Source organism: Massilia haematophila (assembly GCF_042647645.1).
Classification (GTDB): Bacteria; Pseudomonadota; Gammaproteobacteria; order Burkholderiales; family Burkholderiaceae_D; genus Telluria; species Telluria haematophila.
Genome location: NZ_JBHRVV010000001.1, coordinates 3,203,582 through 3,222,705, shown reverse-complemented (window position 1 = coordinate 3,222,705; position 19,124 = coordinate 3,203,582). Strand labels below are relative to the sequence as shown.

12 protein-coding genes are annotated in these 19,124 nt (G+C 68.3%); 5 read left to right on the top strand and 7 right to left on the bottom strand.

Going from position 1 to position 19,124, the window contains the following annotated elements; genetic code table 11:
• Positions 1-20 precede the first annotated feature (20 nt).
• Both ACFOPH_RS14325 and ACFOPH_RS14320 read left to right on the top strand, forming a co-directional pair.
• Positions 21-935: a hypothetical protein gene (locus ACFOPH_RS14325; RefSeq protein ID WP_379735966.1), complete on the top strand. Its 915-nt coding sequence runs from the start codon at positions 21-23 to the stop codon at positions 933-935.
• A 73-nt stretch (positions 936-1,008) separates the two neighbouring features.
• Positions 1,009-1,374 carry a hypothetical protein gene (locus ACFOPH_RS14320; protein WP_312552377.1) on the top strand — a complete coding sequence of 122 codons (366 nt, stop codon included), beginning with the start codon at positions 1,009-1,011 and terminating at the stop codon, positions 1,372-1,374.
• Positions 1,375-1,657: 283 nt separating this feature from the next.
• On the opposite strand, the gene ACFOPH_RS14315 is transcribed toward ACFOPH_RS14320, so the two are convergent.
• The 4 genes from ACFOPH_RS14315 to ACFOPH_RS14300 form a co-directional block, all read right to left on the bottom strand.
• Positions 1,658-3,682 (bottom strand): tetratricopeptide repeat-containing diguanylate cyclase, encoded by a 2,025-nt coding sequence (locus ACFOPH_RS14315; RefSeq protein WP_312552379.1) that lies wholly within the window; start codon positions 3,680-3,682, stop codon positions 1,658-1,660.
• Between the two features lie 226 nt (positions 3,683-3,908).
• The gene (locus ACFOPH_RS14310) at positions 3,909-5,708 is read right to left on the bottom strand and encodes an ABC transporter ATP-binding protein (protein WP_379735963.1); all 1,800 of its coding nucleotides are present in this window, start codon (positions 5,706-5,708) and stop codon (positions 3,909-3,911) included.
• The gene (locus ACFOPH_RS14305; RefSeq protein ID WP_379735961.1) at positions 5,698-7,449 is read right to left on the bottom strand and encodes an ABC transporter ATP-binding protein; all 1,752 of its coding nucleotides are present in this window, start codon (positions 7,447-7,449) and stop codon (positions 5,698-5,700) included. The genes ACFOPH_RS14310 and ACFOPH_RS14305 overlap by 11 nt, the downstream gene beginning before the upstream one ends.
• A gap of 239 nt (positions 7,450-7,688) precedes the next feature.
• Entirely contained in the window at positions 7,689-8,498 is an 810-nt protein-coding gene (locus tag ACFOPH_RS14300) for a phasin family protein (RefSeq protein WP_379735959.1), read from the bottom strand.
• 197 nt (positions 8,499-8,695) lie between these two features.
• Here ACFOPH_RS14300 and ACFOPH_RS14295 point away from each other — a divergent pair, with 197 nt between their 5' ends.
• From ACFOPH_RS14295 to ACFOPH_RS14285, 3 genes are all read left to right on the top strand, one after another.
• Positions 8,696-9,970 carry an amidohydrolase family protein gene (locus ACFOPH_RS14295; RefSeq protein ID WP_379735957.1) on the top strand — a complete coding sequence of 425 codons (1,275 nt, stop codon included), beginning with the start codon at positions 8,696-8,698 and terminating at the stop codon, positions 9,968-9,970.
• Between the two features lie 61 nt (positions 9,971-10,031).
• Positions 10,032-10,556, top strand: coding sequence for a GNAT family N-acetyltransferase (locus ACFOPH_RS14290; protein ID WP_379735955.1), 525 nt, complete (start codon positions 10,032-10,034; stop codon positions 10,554-10,556).
• Between the two features lie 292 nt (positions 10,557-10,848).
• Positions 10,849-11,820, top strand: coding sequence for a diacylglycerol/lipid kinase family protein (locus ACFOPH_RS14285; protein ID WP_312549243.1), 972 nt, complete (start codon positions 10,849-10,851; stop codon positions 11,818-11,820).
• A 9-nt stretch (positions 11,821-11,829) separates the two neighbouring features.
• On the opposite strand, the gene ACFOPH_RS14280 is transcribed toward ACFOPH_RS14285, so the two are convergent.
• Genes ACFOPH_RS14280 through ACFOPH_RS14270 form a run of 3 tightly spaced genes read right to left on the bottom strand, consistent with a single transcriptional unit; the run spans position 11,830 to position 18,949 of the window.
• Positions 11,830-14,760, bottom strand: coding sequence for an MGH1-like glycoside hydrolase domain-containing protein (locus tag ACFOPH_RS14280; protein ID WP_379735952.1), 2,931 nt, complete (start codon positions 14,758-14,760; stop codon positions 11,830-11,832).
• 11 nt (positions 14,761-14,771) lie between these two features.
• Positions 14,772-17,099, bottom strand: coding sequence for an amylo-alpha-1,6-glucosidase (locus ACFOPH_RS14275; RefSeq protein WP_379735950.1), 2,328 nt, complete (start codon positions 17,097-17,099; stop codon positions 14,772-14,774).
• Positions 17,096-18,949, bottom strand: coding sequence for a glycoside hydrolase family 13 protein (locus ACFOPH_RS14270; RefSeq protein WP_379735948.1), 1,854 nt, complete (start codon positions 18,947-18,949; stop codon positions 17,096-17,098). The genes ACFOPH_RS14275 and ACFOPH_RS14270 overlap by 4 nt, the downstream gene beginning before the upstream one ends.
• Positions 18,950-19,124 lie beyond the last annotated feature (175 nt).

The following is a 19,124-nucleotide window of genomic DNA, read 5'->3' as shown; positions in this document are numbered from 1 at the left end:
ACCAGGCTGTGCAGAACGAAATGCTTTATCGATGTATCCAGCCCGGCTGTGCCCGCACCTGGCCGCGCCCCGTGAACTTCTGTCCGTATTGCGGCACGCCGCAAAAGGCGGGCGTGGAGCGCGGCGACGCGGCGGCGCATCGCATGCCGCCGGCGGAGCAGGGGACGGCGGCTGCAGCGGCGCCGGCAGCGGCCGACCAGGCGCCGGCCGCTGCCACCACCTCCGGCATCCGGCTCGGCAAGGCCGGACGCGAGGATGCGCCCGCGCCGCCGCGCGCATCCGCGGCCACGACGGCCGCGCCCGCCGCTGCCGCCGCGCTCGCCCACGCGCAGGGCGCGGTGAACGGGGCGGCTGCCGCCATGGGCAGGCCGGCCGGTCCGGCGGCGCCGGCTCCTCCAGCGCCGCCGGCAACGCCGGCCCCACCGCCGCGCCCCGGCGTACGCGCCGGCATCGGGCCGCGCCCCGCGCCCGCCCCGGACGCGCCGCCGCAGCGCCAGCCGGTACGCCTGCGCTGGTGGCTGCTGGCGCTGGCCGTGCTGTGGGCGGTCTGGCTGGTCGCCAATCCGGCCAAGCGGCGCATCGAAAAGCAGATCGACAAGGCGATCGCCCTGGCCACCGCCTGCAAGCCGCGCGAGGCGCAGAGCGAGTTAATCGCCCTGCGCTCGACCCGGGCCACGCCCGAGCAGTTGCAGAAGGTGCAGCAGGCGCTCAACGAGGCGGCCGGCGACTGCACCCGCCAGCGCCAGCGCAACCAGGCCTGGCGCGAGGCGAAGGCGGCGGTCGAGACGGCGCTGGCGTCGTCGTCCGTCGAGCGGGCACGCACGCGCCTGCGCGCCTTTACCAAGCGCTGGGGCGAGGACGACGCCACCCGCGCGCTGAAGGCGAAGATCGACGCGCGCCAGCCCGAGCATCCGCGCGCCGACCAGGTGCGCTGATGCGCGTCACCCGTGAGCCGCGCGCAGCGCGCCGGGTGTATGCTGCCGGAAACAGCTTTTGACAGGAGCGACCATGAAGACGACGAACATGATCGGTGCGCCGCTGCTGGTGGCCGCGCTGGCGGTCCTGGCCGCCTGCTCGCCGCGCGACGAAGACGCGATGGGACCGGCGCAAAAGGCCGGCAAGGCGATGGACGAGGCCGGCGACAAGGTGGCGCGCGAACTGCGCGCGCCGCTCGAGAAAGCCGACGAGGCCGCGCAGCGCGCGGTCGAGCGCGCCGAAGAGGCGCGCGACCGGCTGGCCGACCGCACCGAGGAAGCGCGCGAGAAGATCAAGGACGCGACCGCCGAGGCCGGGCGCGGGCTGGAAAAGGCGAGCGCCAAGGTGGGCGAGAAGGTCGAGCGGGCCGGCGAGAAGATGCAGGAAGCGGCGCGTTAGGTTGGTAGGGTGGGCTCTTGAGCCCACGCGGTTTCTGCGACATATCACACGCCGTACCGCGTGGGTTCGAGAACCCACCCTACGGACCTGCGTGGGTTCGAGAACCCACCCTACGGATTACCGGGTTTTCGTAGGGTGGGCTCTCGAGCCCACGCGGTCTCATCGCCTGATCGGAGGAGACCTTCGAGAAAATACGTGTGATCGAGCGGACTGGACGCTGGCGCTCAATGGCACGACACATCACCCGCCGTACCGCGTGGACACAGGTGTCCACCCTACGCGCCTATCCCGCCACCTTCAACTCCTGCCACCCCGCCGTCACGATCGACATGTCGACAAACCCGGCGCGCCAGGCCTGCTCGAGGTTCTGCTCGATCTCTTCCATCGAGGTCTGGTCGAAGCCGGCGAAGCCGCGCACGCCGTATGCGCGGTTGCGGCCGTGGCCCTTGGCCATGTAGAGCGCCATGTCGACCAGGTTGACCGCGCGTTCCCACGGCAGCGGCTGGCCGGCCGGCGCGAGCGGGTAGGGCGCGAAGCCGATCGACACGTTCGCCGTCAGCGTGATGTCCTGGTAGACGATCCGGGTCTCGGCGATGCCGCTCAGGAGGCGGCGCGCGACTTCGTCCAGGCCGCCGCGCGGGATCGCGGGCAGGAAGGCCAGGAATTCCTCGCCGCCCCAGCGCACGATCATGTCGGTCTCGCGCAGGATCTCGCGCAGGCTGGCGGCGATCCTGATCAGGACCGCGTCGCCGGCCGCGTGGCCGTAGGTGTCGTTGATGTGCTTGAAGTGGTCGACGTCCATCAGGAACAGGGCGCTGACCATCTCGTCGCCCGAGGCGCCGGCGCCGCGCTTGTCCAGCAGCTGGTGGGTGCGCATGAAGTCCTGGAAGTGGCGGCGGTTGTACAGGCCCGTCAGCGGGTCGCGCACGCTTTGCTGCTTCAGCTCCTGGTTCTTTTCGTGCAGCTGGGCGTTGGCGTGGCGCACCTTGCGGTACAGCAGGCCAACGATCACCGAAACCAGCGCGAACACCACGATCAGGAGCGCCCAGATGCGCTGCTGCAGGCGGCGGTTGTCGATCTCGGCCGACTTGACCTGATTCTCGCGCTCGAGCAGCTCGATCTGGCGCTGCTTCTTGTCGGCGTCGTATTTTTCCTGCAGCTCGAGCATCGCCTTCTGGCGGCGCTTCTCGAACAGCTCGTTCGACAGGGTGCGCTCGCGGTGGTAGGCCTTGATGGCGGCGCCATGGTCGCCGGCATGCTCGAGCGCCTCGCCGTATTCGAGCAGCACCCCCTGCAGTTCCGGCTTGTCGCCGTTGCGTTCGTACTCCGCCAGGCCGGCCTCGAAGCTCGCCTTGCCTTCGGCCAGGCGCCCGGTGGCGAGGTACGCCTGGCCGAGGTTGACGCGCGCCGTCGCCAGCGCCGCGTTGTCGTTCAGCGCCTGCGCCGCCGCGATCGCCTGCTGCGCATACGCGCTCGCGTTGCGGTAATCGCGCATCTTCAGGTAACCGTCCGCCAGGTTGATCAGCGAGTAGGTCACCAGCGAATGCGCGCCGATCTTGCGCTGCAGTTCGAGCGCGGCCATCTGCGCCGCCAGCGCGCGCCGCATCTGGCCGACCTTCACCGCCAGGCGATACTCGGTCGACTTCAACTGGGCCATGCGGCCCGGCGAATCGGCCTTCTTCGCCACCTCGAAGGCCTCGGCCAGGGTTTCGAAACCCTTGTCGTACTCGCGCATATGGGAGTACAGGTTGGCCAGCGCATTCAGGACGATGGCCTGGTGGATCGCGTCGCCGTGCTCGCGGGCGTAGGCCAGGGTGGCCTGCATTTTTTCCAGCGCGCGCGGAAAGTTGCCGTCCTCGGAGAAGGCCTGGGCCGCGTTCACGCCCACGCGCACGCGCAGCTCGATGTCGTTGGTGGTGTTGGCGAGGCGCTCGGCCTCCCAGGTCAGGTTGTGCGACAGCGCCAGCTCGTTCCGGGCGTACATGATGTAGCTCTTGCGCACCAGGCCCTTGGCCAGCGCGGCATTGTTGCCGCTGCTTTGGCCGAGCGCGATCAATTCCTCGCAGGCCGCCAGCGCCTTGGCGGTCTGGCTCAGGGCGTGGTAGGCGCCGCACAGCTGCGCCAGCATCTCGCCCTTCTCCTCGACCGATCCGGCGCGCGCTTCCTGCTCGATCTTCAGCAGCATCGGCAGCGCGCGTTCGGGAATGAAGCGGTTGATCTCGCGGATCTCGGCCAGCCGGCTCTGCAGTGGGCCCTGGCCCTGGGCGCCGGCGTACGAGGACGCCAACAATAGGGTTGCCAGCAGCACGGCACGATGCTGTCGTGGTTGTCTCGTCGTTCTCGCTGCCGGCATAGCTGTCTCGATGTGGTTATGCGTTTTTCATACGGTCAACGCCACCGAGCATTATATGCGTGTTGCCTAATAGAAATTTCGCTTTTTTTTGTGAATATAGCAAAAAAGCGACGCCAAAACGGCAACATTGGCAACTGCTCATCCCACCGGCGAGCCGTGTAGGCCGCGCGCGGGACGAAGGCTATACCGCCAGCTGCTGCAGCATGTACAGGCGCTGGTACAAACCATTCTCGATCCGCATCAGTTCCTCGTGCGGGCCGGACTCGGTAATGCGTCCGTGGTTCAGCACCACGATGCGGTCGGCGTCGCGGATGGTCGAGAGCCGGTGCGCGATCGCGATGATGGTCACCTTGCCGCGCAGCTCGACCAGGGCCTGCTGCACGATCTGCTCGGTGGCCGAATCGATGCGCGAGGTCGCCTCGTCGAGCAGCAGGATGCGCGGCTCGCCCGCCAGCGCGCGCGCGATCGCGATCAGCTGCTTCTGGCCGGAGGACAGGCGCGAACCGCCTTCGCCGAGCGAGGTCTCGTAGCCTCCCTCGAGCGCGGCGATGAAGCCGTGGGCATGCGCCGCGCGCGCCGCCGCCTCGATCCGCTCCTGGGGCAGGCCACGTCCCATGTCGATGTTCTCGCGCGCCGAGGCCGCCAGGATGAAGGGATCCTGGGGCACCAGGCCGACCTCGTTGCGGAAGCGCTCGTTGTCGATGGCGGCAATCGGCTCGCCGCAGATTTCGATCTGGCCGCTGCCATGGTCCTTGTCGGCGACGTAGTAGCGCAGCAGCAGCGACAGCAGGGTCGACTTGCCGCTGCCGGTGTGGCCGACGATGCCGTAGAAGGCGCCCTGCGGGATGTCGAGCGAGACGTCGTGCAGCACGTTCTGGCCCGGCACGTAGGCGAAGTCCAGGTGGCGCACGCGCACCGCTGGAGAATGAGGCGATACCGTCGGCCGTGCACCCGTTGCCCTGCCCGCCGCATGTTCGTCGGCGCTGGCTTCGTCCAGCAGGGTGGCGACGCGCGCGCTGGCCACCACCGCCTGCTGCAGGCCGCTGAATTGCATCGTGATCTGGATCAGCGGCTCGACCACGCGCGCGATGTAGCTGATGAAGGCGTACAGGATGCCGACTTCGACCGCGCCGATCTCGCGCCGCCCGAAGGCGAAGATGACGACCGCCAGCAGCGCGACGTTGAGCAGGTCGAGGGCGGGGCGCAGCAGCAGGGCATTGACGCGGATCTCGGCGATGCGCGCCTGGTAGTGGCCATCGTTGGTGTTGGCGAAGCGCTCGCCGAAGCGGCCCGCCGCGTTGCTGGCCTGGAGCACGGTCATGCCGCCGATCGACTCGGCCATCTGGGCGTTGATGTCGCTGCGCAGGGCGCGCGCGCGCGTCACCGCCGGCGCCGACAGGCGCTGGTAGAGCCAGACGATCACCAGCACCGCCGGCAGCAGCGCCAGCACGATCGTCATCAGGCGCCAGTCGAGCCAGGCCATGGCGACCGTGGTGCCGAGCAGGACGATGGTGCTGTCGAGGATCGAGAACAGCACCTGGATGTAGAGCTTTTTCACCGCCTCGGTGTCGTTGGTCACGCGGCTGACCAGCTGGCCGGTGATCGCCCGGTCGAAGAAGGCCATCGGCAGGCGCAGCACGTGGCCGTAGACCCACTCGCGCAGGCGCTGCACCGAGCGCATGGCCAGGCCCGACAGGCGCACCAGCTGCAGGTAGCGCAGCCAGGTCGAGATCCAGCCGGTCAGCAGCACGCCGGCCAGCAGCAGGCCCATGCGCGTCCAGTCGGCATGGCGCGGCACCAGGTGGTCGTCGATCAGGGCCTTGCCGAGGATCGGACCCATGACTTCCAGCGCGGCGGCGATGACCAGCCAGAAGGTGGCCCATTTCAAATGCTTGATGTCGGGCCAGGCGGCGCGGCGCAGCAGGCCGGCCGCCCGCTTCGCTTCGGCGCGCCCGGCTTGTTCGATTTTTTTAGCTGGCATCGATGCTGGCCTCCAGTTGTTGGTAGCGCCACTGGCTGGCATACCAGCCGTCGCGCAGCAGCAGGGATTCGTGGTCGCCCGATTCGACCACGCGGCCGTCCTTCAGCACCACGATCAGGTCGGCATTCACCACGGCCGAGAGACGGTGGCTGGCGATGATGGCGGTCAGTTCCGGACGCGAGGCGCGCAGCTCGGCCAGGTGCTCGAGGATGCGGGTCTCGGTGCCGGTATCGACCGCCGACAGCGCGTCGTCGAGCAGCAGCAGCGAGCTGTCGGCCAGCAGCGAACGCGCGATCGCGATGCGCTGGCGCTGGCCGCCCGAGAGCGTGATGCCCTTTTCGCCGACCGGCGTGTCGTAGCCCTGCGGGAAGCGCAGGATGTCGTCGTGGACCGCCGCCATCTTCGCGGCTTCCTCGACTTCGAGGCGGCTGGCGCCCGGACGCGCCAGTGCGATGTTCTCGGCGATGCTGGCCGAGAACAGGAAGGATTCCTGCGGCACCCAGCTGGTCGCCGCGCGCAGGGCCGCGAGCTTGTAGTCCTCCAGCCGGTGGCCGCCCCAGGTGACCTCGCCCTGCTGCGGCTCGGCCTGGCGCAGCAGCACGCGCAGCAGGGTCGATTTGCCGGCGCCGGTGGCGCCGACCAGGCCCAGGGTCATGCCGGGACGCAGCGCCACCGAGACCTTGTCGAGCGCCGGCTGGGCCGACCCGGCATACGTGAAGCTGACTTCGCGCAGCACCAGCGGGCCGTCCTCGATCTGCTCGATGCGGCCTTCGTCGACCACGGTGAGCGGTGCGTCGAGCATCGGCTGCAGGCGCGCCAGGCCGGCGCGGCCGCGCTCGATCAGCGACAGCACCCAGCCGGCCGCGAACATCGGCCAGATCAGCTGGCCGAGGTACATGGTGAAGCTGGTCAGCGCGCCGATGGTGAGCTGGTTCTGCCAGACCAGGTAGCCGCCGAGACCCAGCGTCAGGGTGCTGGCGGCGGTGAGCGTCAGGCCGACCGCAGGCTCGTAGGCCGCTTCCCATTTCTGGGCCGCGAGGCTGGCTTCCGAGGCTTTGCCGGCCAGCTCGCCGAACTGGCCGGCGCTGCGCGCTTCCAGGCCCAGGGCGCGCAGGGTGCGCACGCCCGACAGCGATTCCTGCACGTGGTCGTTCAGGTCCGAGAAACGCTTGAGCGAATCGGTCTCGGCGGTGTGGATGTGGCGCGAGATATACCAGAAGGCCAGGCCCATCAGAGGGAAGGGCAGCAGGGCGATCAGGGCCAGCCGGTAGTCGACGCCGAGCAGCATCACGCCCAGCACCATCACCAGGGTCAGGGTGCCGTCGAAGCCGGCCAGCATCGCTTCGCCGGCGGCCATCTCGATGGCGTCGATGTCGTTGGTGCCGAGCGCCATCAGGTCGCCGGTACGCTGCTTCTGGTAGAAGGCCGGACCCTGGCTCGACAGCCTGGCATACAGGCGCATGCGCAGCTCGACGCCGAGGCGGTAAGCCGCCGAATACAGGCGCACGCGCCAGCAGACGCGCAGGATGTAGATTGCCACGCCCAGCGCCAGCAGCTGGGCGATCCCGACCATCAGGTCGTGGTGCGACAGGCGGTGCGCGGCCAGGCCGTCGATCATCGCCCCCACCTTGCGCGGCACCCACACGCTGCACACCGCGACCGCGATCAGCATCACCGCGGAGGACGCGTATGCTTTCCAGTGGCGCAGCACGAAGCTGCCCACCAAGCTCGCTAGACTCATTGGAATTCCTTGCATTGCGCCCGCAAAAAAGAAAGCGGGCCGAAGCCCGCTAGTCTACTTTCTTTGCCCACGCAGCGCAGCGCGGGTGCCGATAAGCATTAAGAGCACCTAACAAAACCTCCATCGCTGCGTTGCAGCTCCTCGCCGTACAGGCGTACTGTCTTCGTCGCAGCGTCGGGTGGCCGCATCCCTTGCCCTGAAGGTTTTGTTAGGCGCTCTAAATCGGCATCAGCCCTGGATTAATTCTGCTTCTTGCGGCCACGGCCGCTGCGGATTTCCGTGACCTTCGGCGCGCCATGCGCCGGGGCGGCGACGGGAGGCGTGGCGTCGACCGGCGCGATCTTCGGGATCTCGATCTCGACCGCGACCTCGACCGGCACGCTGGCGGCGACCGGGTGCGGTGGCGCCAGCGGCACCTCGAGCGCTTCGCTGGCGGCCCTGGCGATCGGCGTCGGCTCGACCGGCGGGGCGACGTCCGAGGTCACGACGGGCGAGCTGTCGGGCACGAGCTCGGCGGCCGATACGGAAACGTGGGCGGGCTTCGGGGGCGGCGCAGCCGCTGCGGCAGCCGGCACGGTATCTGACGTGGTAGCCAACGCGGTAGTCGACGCGGTCTCGGACAGCGCCTCGGCGGCGCTGGCGGCAACCGCCGCCGTGGCATCGGCGACGATCTCGGCTTCCTTCAGCGGCGCGGCTTCGACCGCGGCCGGGGCGGCCAGTGCGCTTGGCGCCACCGCATACGTCTGCAGGCCGATGCCGCGCAGGCCGGTGGCAATGCTGAACAGCTCGCGACCATAGTCGAACATGGTGCGCAGCTGGCGCTGGCCCTGGGCGCCGATGTTCAGGAGGTCGCGCGGATCGCGCATGGCCAGCAGCTGGCGCATGGCGCTCGAGGAGTGTTCGACCGCGGCGCGCGAAGCGTCGAGGTTCAGGGCGAGGATGCGGCCGGTGCTGTCCAGAGCCTGGTCGCCCAGGACGCGCAGGAGCTGGAATTGCTTGTCGATCTGGGTCTGGCGTGCTGCGTGGAACTGTTCTGGAAGAGAAATCATCGAAATTCCTTATCGTTCGGTTATGGCGCACTGCAACATGGCCTAGTGTAGCCCTGATGCCGAGTGTTGAAAAGAACAATTTGGTAGTGTCGCGTTCACGCAATCTTGCGCTGCAGCATTGTTACAAAGTGACACGCGATTCAGCTTTTCAGGCGACCGGAAATCGCTACAATGAATCAACGACCTCAGGAGCGGCCATGGACCTTGTGATACGCAATGCCAGTTTGCCGGACGGACGCACCGGCATCGATATCGCCGTGCAGGACGGACGCATTGCGGAGGTCGGCCCGGCGCTGGCGTTGCGCGGGATCCACGAGATCGAGGCTGGCGGCGACCTCGTCACGCCGCCCTTTGTCGACGCCCACTTTCACATGGATTCCACGCTCAGTTATGGAATGCCGCGCGTCAACGCATCCGGCACCTTGCTGGAGGGTATCGCGCTGTGGGGCGAGCTCAAGCCGCAACTGGTCCAGGAAGCGCTGATCGAGCGGGCACTGCAGTACTGCGACTGGGCCGTGGCGCGCGGCCTGCTGGCGATCCGCACCCATGTCGACGTCTGCGACGAACGCCTGCTGGCGGTCGAGGCCCTGCTCGAGGTGCGCCGCCGCGTCGCACCCTACCTCGACCTGCAACTGGTGGCCTTCCCCCAGGACGGCCTGCTGCGCAGCCCTGGCGCCTTCGACAACCTGAAGCGGGCGATTGCCATGGGCGTGGACGTGGTCGGCGGCATCCCGCATTTCGAGCGCACCATGGCGCAAGGGGCCGAGTCGGTACGCCTGCTGTGCGAGTTCGCGGCCGACAAGGGCCTGCGCGTCGACATGCATTGCGACGAGACCGACGATCCGCTCTCGCGCCACATCGAGACCCTGGCCTACGAGACCTGGCGCCTGGGCCTGCAGGGTAGGGTGGCGGGCTCCCACCTGACCTCGATGCATTCGATGGATAACTATTACGTGAGCAAGCTGTTGCCGCTGATGCGCGAGTCCGGCGTGGCGGCGATCGCCAACCCCCTGATCAACATCACCCTGCAGGGCCGCCACGACACCTACCCGAAACGACGCGGCATGACCCGCGTGCCCGAGCTGCTGGCCGCCGGCATCGACGTCGCCTTCGGCCACGATTGCGTGATGGATCCCTGGTACGGCCTGGGCTCGGGCGACATGCTGGAAGTGGCGCACATGGGCCTGCACGTGGCGCAGATGACCGGCCAGGAAGCAATGCGCCAGTGCTTCCTGGCCGTTACCGAGACCCCGGCGCGCATCCTCGGCCTGGAAGGCTATGGACTGGCGCCGGGCTGCCATGCCGACTTCGTGCTGCTCGACGCCGCTACCCCGGTCGAGGCGATCCGCCTGCGCGCGACGCGCCGGCTGGTCGTGCGGCGCGGCGCGGTCGTGGCCGAAGCGCCGTCCGCGCGCGCTACCCTGCGCCTGCCGGGCCGGGCCGCCGCGGTCGACTTTCGTATCGGACGCTGAAGCGTGCCGAGCCGGTGCTAGAATCGCCAGTCATGCATTTTCGCTAAGCATTATTTCACCCGTGAAAGATATTCAGATTCGCCCCGCCACCAGCGCCGATTTCGACGCGATGTGGACCATCTTCAGCGCCCACGTCGCTACCGGCGAAACCTACCCCTTTGGCCCCGACATCACGCGCGAGGGCGCGTACGCCTACTGGCTGGGCCCGAACGTCACCGCGCGCGTGGCCGTGCTGGGCGAGCGCGTGCTGGGGATGTACCGGGTGGTGCCGAACCAGCTCGGGCGCGGACACCATGTGGCGAATGCGTCCTACATGGTCAGCCCGAACGCCCAGGACGTGGGCGTGGGCCGCATCCTCGGCGAGCACAGCCTGGAAGAGGCGCGCAGCCAGGGCTACCTGGCCATGCAGTTCAACTATGTGGTAAGCACCAACAGCGCCGCCGTGATGCTGTGGAAAAAGCTCGGCTTCTCCATCGTCGGCACCCTGCCCAAGGCCTTCCGCCACAAGCGTCTCGGCTACGTCGACGCCTACGTCATGTACCAGTTGCTGCAGGATCCCGACCACTGGCCGACTGCGGATGAATAGCGCCGCACCGTAGGGTGGGTACTCGTACCCACCAGGCACACCCGATGACGATCGACACACGGAAATCGCCACGGCGCACACGTTTTTGGCTGTGTGCGGTGCAGCACGGAAGCTGTGTTACGCAGTGGTAGGATAAGGGAGACCCTTAGCGCGCCTAACAAAACCTCCATGGCGGCGTTGCGTCGTCTCGCCGTACATTCGTACTGTCTTCGACGACGCGCCGGATGGCCGTATCCCTGGCCCTGAAGGTTTTGTTAGACGCTCTTCATCACATTTCGAAAGCCCCGCCGCGATGCCGATCACCGAGCCAGACCAGAACGCTGCCTTCTACGTGGTGCTCAACGCCGGCTCCGGCCATGCCGAGACCGAGCTGCGCTGCTCGACCATCCGCGACGTGCTGGCCGAGGCCGGCCGCACCTGCCATCTCCACGTCGTCGACGATGCCGCCGAACTGGGCGACACCGCGCGCCGCATGGCGGAAGAGGCCAGGCGCAACGGCGGCGTGCTGGTGGCCGCCGGTGGCGACGGCACCATCAATACCGTCGCCCACCAGGCCGTGCTGCAGGGCTGCGTGTTCGGCGTGCTGCCGCAGGGTACCTTCAACTACTTCGGCCGCACCCACGGGATTCCCGAAGACCTGGCCGAGGCGGTGCGCGCCCTGGTCACCTCGACCGTGCAGCCGGTCCAGGTCGGCATGGTCAACGACCGCATCTTCCTGGTGAACGCCAGCGTCGGCCTGTATCCGGCCCTGCTCGAGGCGCGCGAGCAGGACAAGCGCCAGTACGGGCGCAGCCGCGTGGTCGCGATCCTGTCGGCGCTGAAGACCGCGCTCGGCCGCCACCGGCCCTTGCGCATCGCGCTCGAGACCGAGGGGCAGGTGCGTAAACTCCGCACCGCGACCCTGTTCGTCGGGAACAACCGGCTGCAGATGGAGCAGGTCGGCATGGAGCCGCTCACCACGGCGGTCGAGGACGGCGAGCTGGCCGCGATCGCGCCGCGCCGGGTCGGCAAGCTCGGCATGCTCGGGCTGCTGCTGCGCGGCGCGCTGGGCCGCCTGGGCGAGGCGCCGAACGTGGTCGCGTTCTCGTTCAAGCGCCTGACGGTCAAGCATGCCCGCCTGTCGCCGCGGCGTACCGTGAAGGTCGCCACCGACGGCGAGGTGACGCGCATGCCGATGCCGCTCGAATTTCGCGTGCTGGAAGGGCGGCTGGCGCTGCTCAAGCCGCTGAAGCCGGGCAGCCAGAGCGAGCGCGCCGCGGCTTAAGCATTCGGCTTAATTCACCCTCTGCACGCGGACGCCGTAGATGTCGATGCGATTCCACGGCCCTTGCGTGCCGCCGGCGCCGCTGAAGCTGGCGTTGCTCTCCAGGTAGCTCATGTTATAGAAATCGCTCATGCGCAGGCTGTAGGCGCCCGGCTGCAGGCGCGCCGCGAGTGGCGTCGACAGCACCGTCGGGGTGGCTGTCCTGTCGAACTGCGCCTGCGGCAGCTGGACCACGCCTTCGGCCACGGTCCTGCCTTGCGCGTCGAGCACCGTCAGCCATTTCACGCCATTGCTGATGCCCAGGTTGATCTGGTTGGCGGCGTTGTGATACCGGACCTGGATGCGGTAGTCGCCGGCCTCGGCGATCTTGACGTCGCGCACCGCGAAACGGTCCGCAGGCTGGCCCCAGTCCGCCAGGCGCGGCGCGCCAAAGCGTCCGGCGGCCGGCGTGACATTCAGGTTGGATGCCACGCGCGCATCCGTCACCGCGATTTCGCTGGCGGGCGCGGCGCAGCGCGGCACGCTGTGGTGGCTGCGGTTGCCCGATGCGGCGAACTGCGCCTCCACCGCATAGCAGGCGAAGGGCGCCGCCTCGCGGTCGGTCCAGGCGCCGGCCGGTACGCCGGCGGCGACCAGCTTGCCGTCGCGGTAGATGTTGTAAACGGTGCCGGCGCCGCTTTCACTGCGGCCGCCGCTGCCGATGGCCAGGCGTACGCGCCCGTCCGTGCCGGGTTGCAGCGCGTCGATCGCCGGCTCGCGCGGCGCGAACACGGCGGGCGCTTCGACGTAGGGATCGCCGTTCACGCGGCGGATGGCGCTGTCGCCTTCCACCAGCGCGCCCAGCTTCACCTCGATCATGTCGCCGTCGCGTAGCGCCGTCCAGGGAATCGTGGCACCCGCCGGTGCGCCGTTGTGCATCACGCCCGCGACCTGGTAGTACCCATTGCCCTTGCTCGCGGCAGGCAGCAGCAGGCGCACCGCGATGCGCTGGCCGCGCAGGCGCAGGTTGTGCAGCGCGACCTGGTCGGTCCCGCCGAAGGTCTCGCGTCGCAGCTTCGCCGTCACGAAGGGGCGCAGGGCAATGCCCTCGTCGCGCGCCGACACCCCGAACACGGACTCGATCACCATGCCGAGATAGGCGCCGACCGACCACAGCTGGCGCCGCGAATTGATCACCGGGCCGATCAGCTCCGGATGCCGTTCGTCGAGCAGCAGCGGCTGGCCCGATAGCCACTCGAGGTTCTCCATGTTCGAGATGTTCAGCGCCGCGCCGCGCATCAGCGAGTCGTAGGCGGCGTCGGCCACGCTGGCATTGCTGCCGAGGGCGGCGGCTTTCAATCCATAGCCGGTAACGAAGGGCCACATGGCGCGGTTGTGGTAGACCGGCGCGCCCTGCTGCTGGGGCCAGATCACGGGCGGACCCATCGGGCCGTGCGGGTAGCGTGCCAGGATGCTGCGCGCCTGGCCGGCGTCGGCGATGCCGGTGATGATCGCCAGCGACTGGCCCAGCCAGTCGAACTTGTGCAGCGGCGCGCCGTCGAAATGGGCGGCGGTGAGGCTGCTGTACATGCCGGCGTCCGGCAGCCACAGTTTCCGGTTGATCGCGCGTTTCAGGTCGGCCGCCCAGCCTTCGTAACGCGCGGCGCGGGCCGTGTCCTTCTGTTCGCGCGCCAGCTTCGCGGCCAGCCTCAGGGCCTGGTAGTGGGTGGCGTTGGTCGAGACCGCCTTGGCGCTCGACATCGAGGCCAGGTCGTCGACGATCCAGCTGGCATAGCTCTGGTCGCGCCAGTCGAGGAAGCTCTGCTCGCCGGTGTATAGGCCGTCCTGCGGATCGAAGGCGGCGACGCGGTCGATCTCGATCGTGTTCGCCAGCGCCTGCAGCGCCCGCGCGGCAAAGGCGGCGCGTTCGGCCGGAGGCAGGGTGCGCAGCACTTCCTCGGCCGCGAAGGCCCAGGTGACGCGGTCGGTGCTGACCGGCCAGCTGCCGCCGCTGCCGGTGTCCTGCACGACCTGCAAACCGTCGTTCGTGCCGGGCACCTGCGGCGCTTTCGTTGCGCCCTGGCGGTAGGCGGCCAGCTTGAAATCGAGCGAGTTGCGCACCCGCGCCGGGTCGAGCAGGGCCAGGCCGAGGTCGGCCGCGTAGGACAGGTCGCGGGTCCAGACGTAATGCCATTTCTCGCCGGTCTCGAAGCAGTCGCAGGGGATCGCGGCGCCACCGTTGTAGTTGCCGTCGCGGATGTCGCTGACCGCGTCCTGCGCCATCTCGCTGCCGGCCAGCGCGAACAGCGCGTCGAAGGCAAGGTTGCCGCTGCGGGTGTAGGGGCGGTCCGCGCTTTCGGCGTAGGTGGCGTGTTGGGGCACGGGGTCGCGCAGCGCCAGCGTGGTCGAATGCGTGTAGCTGCGCAGCTGGGCTTCCGGATCGACCAGCGAGAAGCGCGCCTGTTCCTGCTTGCCGTCCCAGGTGGGCCAGGCCAGGGTGGAGACCCGTGCGCGGCCGGCGTGTGGGTCGTCCTTCGAAGCCGCCGCGGCAGGCGCCAGCCGCGTGACGCGCAACAGCGGCGCGGCCGGGTTGCGCGCATCGACGGTGAAGCGGTAGGTGCCGGTGCTGCGCACGAACAGGTAGTCCTCGGGGCCGGCCTGGGTCTCCAGGCGCAGCGCCTGGTCGGGCTGGACGCGCACGCTCTTGCCGCTATCGAGCACCCATTCCTGGCGCCAGTCGCGGCTGCCGATCTTGAAGCCATGGTTGCCGGGACCGATCAGCACCTCGGCGGCATAGACGCCGTCGCCCTGGTACTGGAGCCGGTGCTCGGTGCCCCAGCCGTTGAAGCCGCCGCGGACAAAGATGTCCTGGCGCAGCGGGCCGGGATCCGCCGAGGTAGCAACGGCAGCAGCCGCGCTGGTGAAGAAGGCTGCGCCCAGCAGCCATTGGGATGACGACATCGGCACTCCTGTCAGCGGTATTCGTTGCGTTCGACGATGCCGCGCAGGACATCCTGGCCGCGCAGCATCGGGAAGTCCTGGCTACGGTAGACCTTCGGCTGCACGAAGTCCAGCTTGCCGATGGTTGCCGCATGCGAGGGGCGCGCGGCCTGCGCCTTCAACGCGCGGCCGTCGAGCAGGGCGCGCCCGCCGGCGATCGCCAGCGTCGCCGCCTTGCCCGGAGCCAGGATGAAGGCGACCTGCGAGCGGCTCTTGTCCGGGTTCAAATAGATCATCCGCAGCGTGCGCGCGGTCTTGCCGCGCAGGGTGAAGGTCCAGCGTTCGCCATCCCTGGTGCGCTCGAAGTCCACGTCCACGCTTTCGTCGGCGCCGAAGGGCAGGGCCGCGCCGAAATCGCGCCAGCCGGTCGGAATGGCCGGCTCGAACACCAGCGTGTTGGCAAGCAGGTCGGGCCGGAAGCCGACGTAGTCCTGGTAGGCGTTGCGCGCGTACTCTGCCACGCTCCAGGACTGGGCGAAGGTGCCGGTCGGGGTCAGGCTGCCGTCCTCGCGCGGCAGGGCGTCGAGGTTTTCGCTCATGCTGCCCAGCGTCCCCAGGCCAAGGATCTGGGCGCCCAGGTTCTGCGTCAGCGGCCAGCTCAAATCCTGGTAGCCGAAGCGGTTCAGGGCGGTCACCGTGAAGCCGGCGTTCCAGCCCCAGATGGTGCCGTTGTGGTAGGCCGCGTCCTTGTGGTGGAAGGCCGGGTTCTCGTGGCGCGGGTGGAAGTAGACGTCGTCCTGGGCCAACGAGGCGATGCCGTAGGGGTAGAGCAGGCCAGATACGGCATTCTTCGTCACCTTGGCCTGCACCTCGCCCGGCACGAAGTCGTCGAAGGGAATCGAGGCCAGCATCAGCTGGTTCGGGCGCAGCTTGGTGTCGCGGCTGCCGTCGGCACGCAGGCGGTCGGCCATGGTCTTGCCATCCCAGAAGCGGCGCAGGAAGCTGGCCTGCACCTTGGCCGCCAGCGTCGACCATTCGCGGGCGCGGGCATGGTCGCCGGCCTGGCTGGCCAGCATGGCGCCGGACTGCAGCGCGGTGTACCACAGGGCCTGGATCTCGACCGCGTGCGGGCCGCGGTCCGACCAGGGTTGGTGAAGCGGGTTCTCGACGCGCGCGTCCATCCAGGTGTCGGACGCCGCATGGCGCAGCAGGCCGTCCGGGTCCATGTAGTTGGCGATCGCGCCCTCGAAGTAGGGCACGGCGAGCTTGTACATCTCGGCGGCGAAGGCGCGGTCGCCCGTGTAGCGGATGGTCTCGATCGCCTCGCGCAGCATCCAGGGCGTGCCGTCCACCGTGTTGTAGATGATCTCGGAGGGCGAAACGCGGTTCGGGATGCGTCCGTAATCCTTGTCGCGCGGCGCGCGCAGGTTCTGGTAGCGCGCGAAGTTGGCCAGCACAGCCTTGGCGGATGCGAAGTCGCCCGCCACCAGCAGCGTGCCGGGCAGGGCGATGAAGGTGTCGCGGCCCCAGTTCTCGCGGAACCAGGGCAGGCCGGCCCACATGCCGGTGCCGTATTCCTCGACCACGAACATGCGCGCCGAGGCCTTGGCCCAGTTCAGCGCCTTGTTGTACGCAAGATCGCTGGTGGCCAGGTAGCTGCGCGTCAGCGCCTCGTACGTCACTCGGCGCTCGGCGGCGATCGCATCGCCCTGCGCCAGCGTGCGTGCGCGTGCGGCCGCTTCGGCGGCGGTGGCGCCGAAGGCGGCGATCACGGTGAACGATGTCGCGGGCGCCTTTGTCGCCAGCGTCAGGTCGTCGCGCAGCGTGAAGGGGCGGTCGGCGGCGAGCGCCATGTACAGCGCCGCGCCTTTGCCTGGCGCCACGGTGACGATGCCGTCCGCCTGGGTCACGCTGCCCGCGGTCTTGAGCAGGGGGCGCAGGGCAAGCGTCGCGTCCTTGGCACTGGTCACGCGCAGCGCCAGCGCCTGCTGCTTGGAGAGCAGCGCCAGTTCCTCGCGCGCGCCGTTGGCGTAGCGCACGCGGTGGCCCCAGGGCAGCACTTCTTCGCTTCCGCCGCTGCGGTCGTTCTGCACGCCGTCGGCGAAGCTCATGTAGTTGTGGAAGACGGTGCCGCTCTTGAAGACGTAGCCTTCGCCCTTGTCGTAGCTGTGGGTGAAGGCCTCGAAATAGCCGGCCAGGTTGTCGCCGGCGACGAAGCGCGCCTGCTGGCCGGGTTGCGCATGGATCGCCATGGCGTCGAAGAAGGCGTCGATGCCGGGCTTTTCCACTGCGCCGGCGGTGCCGAACGAGAGGGAGAAGGCAAGAGCGAGCGAGCGTGCGAGTACGGATGCTTTCATCATGCCCCCGGCAGTTCGATGATGACGACCGACTTCGGCGCCAGGCGCAGTTCGCGGCCGAGGTCGACCGTCTTCCCGCTCAGGATATCGACGCCGGAAGGGGCGCCCTTGAGCATTTCCTGGAAGCGCGCGGTCGCCAGGGTCATCGGTTTATCGTTGTTGTTCATGGCCACCATGATGCGTTTGTCCTTGTTATATCTGAAGTAGACCCAGGTGTTCTGTTCGGGGCCGAAGTGCATCAGGCGCCCGCTGTGGATGACCGGCTCGTTCTTGCGCCAGTTGGCAAGCTTGCGCACCAGGTCCTGCGCCGCGCGCTGCCGGCTGGTGAGGCCGGCGCCGCTGAAGGCGTTCACCTTGTCGCCTGCCCAGCCGCCGGGGAAGTCGCGGCGGTAGCTGGCGTCGTCGCGGCCTTTCACCGTGCTGGTCATCAGGATCTCGTCGCCGGTGTAGAACTGCGGGATGCGCGGCATCGTCATCAGGAACACCAGGTTCATGCGCCAGCGGTCGATGTCTTCGCCGGCGGCGCTGAACATGCGCGCCATGTCGTGGTTGCCGCCGAAGAGCACGAGATTGCCCGGCTCCGGATACAGGTAGTCGAGCGAGAGCGTCTCGTAGACCTCGTTCAGGCCGTTCTCGTCGCCGGTCTTCGAGAGCGCATTGCGCATCGCATCGACCAGCGGAAAGTCCATCAGGCTGGGCAGGTGGCTGGTGTAGCCGTCGAAGTTGGCCTTCCCGCGCTGCCAGCGCGCCACGACGGGAACGCGCACGCTCCATTCCTCGCCCACCATGTTCAGGCGCGGGTACTCGGCCATCAGGCGCCTGGTGTACTCGGTCAGGAAGGCGCCGTCGGAATAGCCGTAGGTGTCGATGCGCAGGCCGGACAGGCCGGCGTATTCGATCCACCAGATGTTGTTCTGGATGAGGTAGTTGGCGACCAGCGGATTGGTCTGGTTCAGGTCCGGCATGCCTTCGACGAACCAGCCTCTGGTGAAGTTGTCGCTGTCGGCCTGCGAGGCATACGGGTCCTGCACCGCGACGCGGTGATGCTGGGTCGGGATGAACTTGCCGCCGTAGTTGATCCAGTCCGGCGTCGGCAAATCCTTCATCCACCAGTGGTGCTTGCCGATGTGGGACAGCACCACGTCCTGGATCAGGCCCACGCCGCGCTGCTTCGCTTCGCGGGAGAGGCGCACGAAGTCCTCGTTGCTGCCGTAGCGCGGGTCGATCCTGTAATGGTTGGTGGCGGCGTAGCCGTGATACGAGTACGCCGGGGAGTCGTTCTCGACCAGGGGCGTCGGCCACAGCTGGGTGAAGCCCAGGCCGGCGATGTAGTCGAGGTGGTCGATGGCGCCCTGGATGTCGCCGCCATGGCGCCCGCCCCCGTGCCTGCGGCCGGCCTGTTCGCGCATGCCGGCCACGTTGTCGTTCGCAGGAATGCCGTTGGCGAAGCGGTCCGGCATGATCTGGTAGATGGCGTCGCCCGGCCCGAAGCCCTGACGCTGCGCCGAGCCCGGTTCGCGCGCCAGCAGCCGGTAGCGATAGCGCTCGCTGCGGCCGTCGCCCTTGAACACGATGTCGAAGTCGCCCGGCTGCGCCTCGGGCCCGATCTCGAGGTCGACGAACAGGTAGTTCGCATTCGGCACCCGGGTGGTCGAGACCAGGCGCACGCCCGGGTAGTCGAGCGCCGCTTCCATGCGGCCGATGTCCTTGCCATGGACCATCAACTGCAGGCCCTTGTGTTGCATGCCGGCCCACCAGAACGGCGGTTCCATGTGTTCGATGGCGGTCGGCGTGGCGGCAAAGGCGCCGGCGCAGCTGGCGGCAAGGAAAAGTGTTGCAAAAGAACGTCTCATGGCGGTCTCGGCGAGAAATGGAGGGCTGCGCAGAACGCAGGAGGGCGGGAGAGGTAGTTTCGCTACATATTATTTAGCCGATCGCGTCAGGCGCGTCCGGTTGTCTCTCTATTATGGAGGGAAGCATACTATAGCGCTGCCCAAGCGACAACGCGGACGAGTTGCTAGTTTAAGT

What these genes read in the sequence shown, in the direction of transcription:
- ACFOPH_RS14300 (WP_379735959.1), bottom strand. Translation starts at nt 8,498, where the DNA reads ATGATTTCTCTTCCAGAACAGTTCCACGCAGCACGCCAGACCCAGATC.
- ACFOPH_RS14310 (WP_379735963.1), bottom strand. Translation starts at nt 5,708, where the DNA reads ATGCCAGCTAAAAAAATCGAACAAGCCGGGCGCGCCGAAGCGAAGCGG.
- ACFOPH_RS14305 (WP_379735961.1), bottom strand. Translation starts at nt 7,449, where the DNA reads ATGAGTCTAGCGAGCTTGGTGGGCAGCTTCGTGCTGCGCCACTGGAAA.
- ACFOPH_RS14285 (WP_312549243.1), top strand. Translation starts at nt 10,849, where the DNA reads ATGCCGATCACCGAGCCAGACCAGAACGCTGCCTTCTACGTGGTGCTC.
- ACFOPH_RS14295 (WP_379735957.1), top strand. Translation starts at nt 8,696, where the DNA reads ATGGACCTTGTGATACGCAATGCCAGTTTGCCGGACGGACGCACCGGC.
- ACFOPH_RS14270 (WP_379735948.1), bottom strand. Translation starts at nt 18,949, where the DNA reads ATGAGACGTTCTTTTGCAACACTTTTCCTTGCCGCCAGCTGCGCCGGC.
- ACFOPH_RS14325 (WP_379735966.1), top strand. Translation starts at nt 21, where the DNA reads ATGCTTTATCGATGTATCCAGCCCGGCTGTGCCCGCACCTGGCCGCGC.
- ACFOPH_RS14275 (WP_379735950.1), bottom strand. Translation starts at nt 17,099, where the DNA reads ATGATGAAAGCATCCGTACTCGCACGCTCGCTCGCTCTTGCCTTCTCC.
- ACFOPH_RS14280 (WP_379735952.1), bottom strand. Translation starts at nt 14,760, where the DNA reads ATGTCGTCATCCCAATGGCTGCTGGGCGCAGCCTTCTTCACCAGCGCG.
- ACFOPH_RS14320 (WP_312552377.1), top strand. Translation starts at nt 1,009, where the DNA reads ATGAAGACGACGAACATGATCGGTGCGCCGCTGCTGGTGGCCGCGCTG.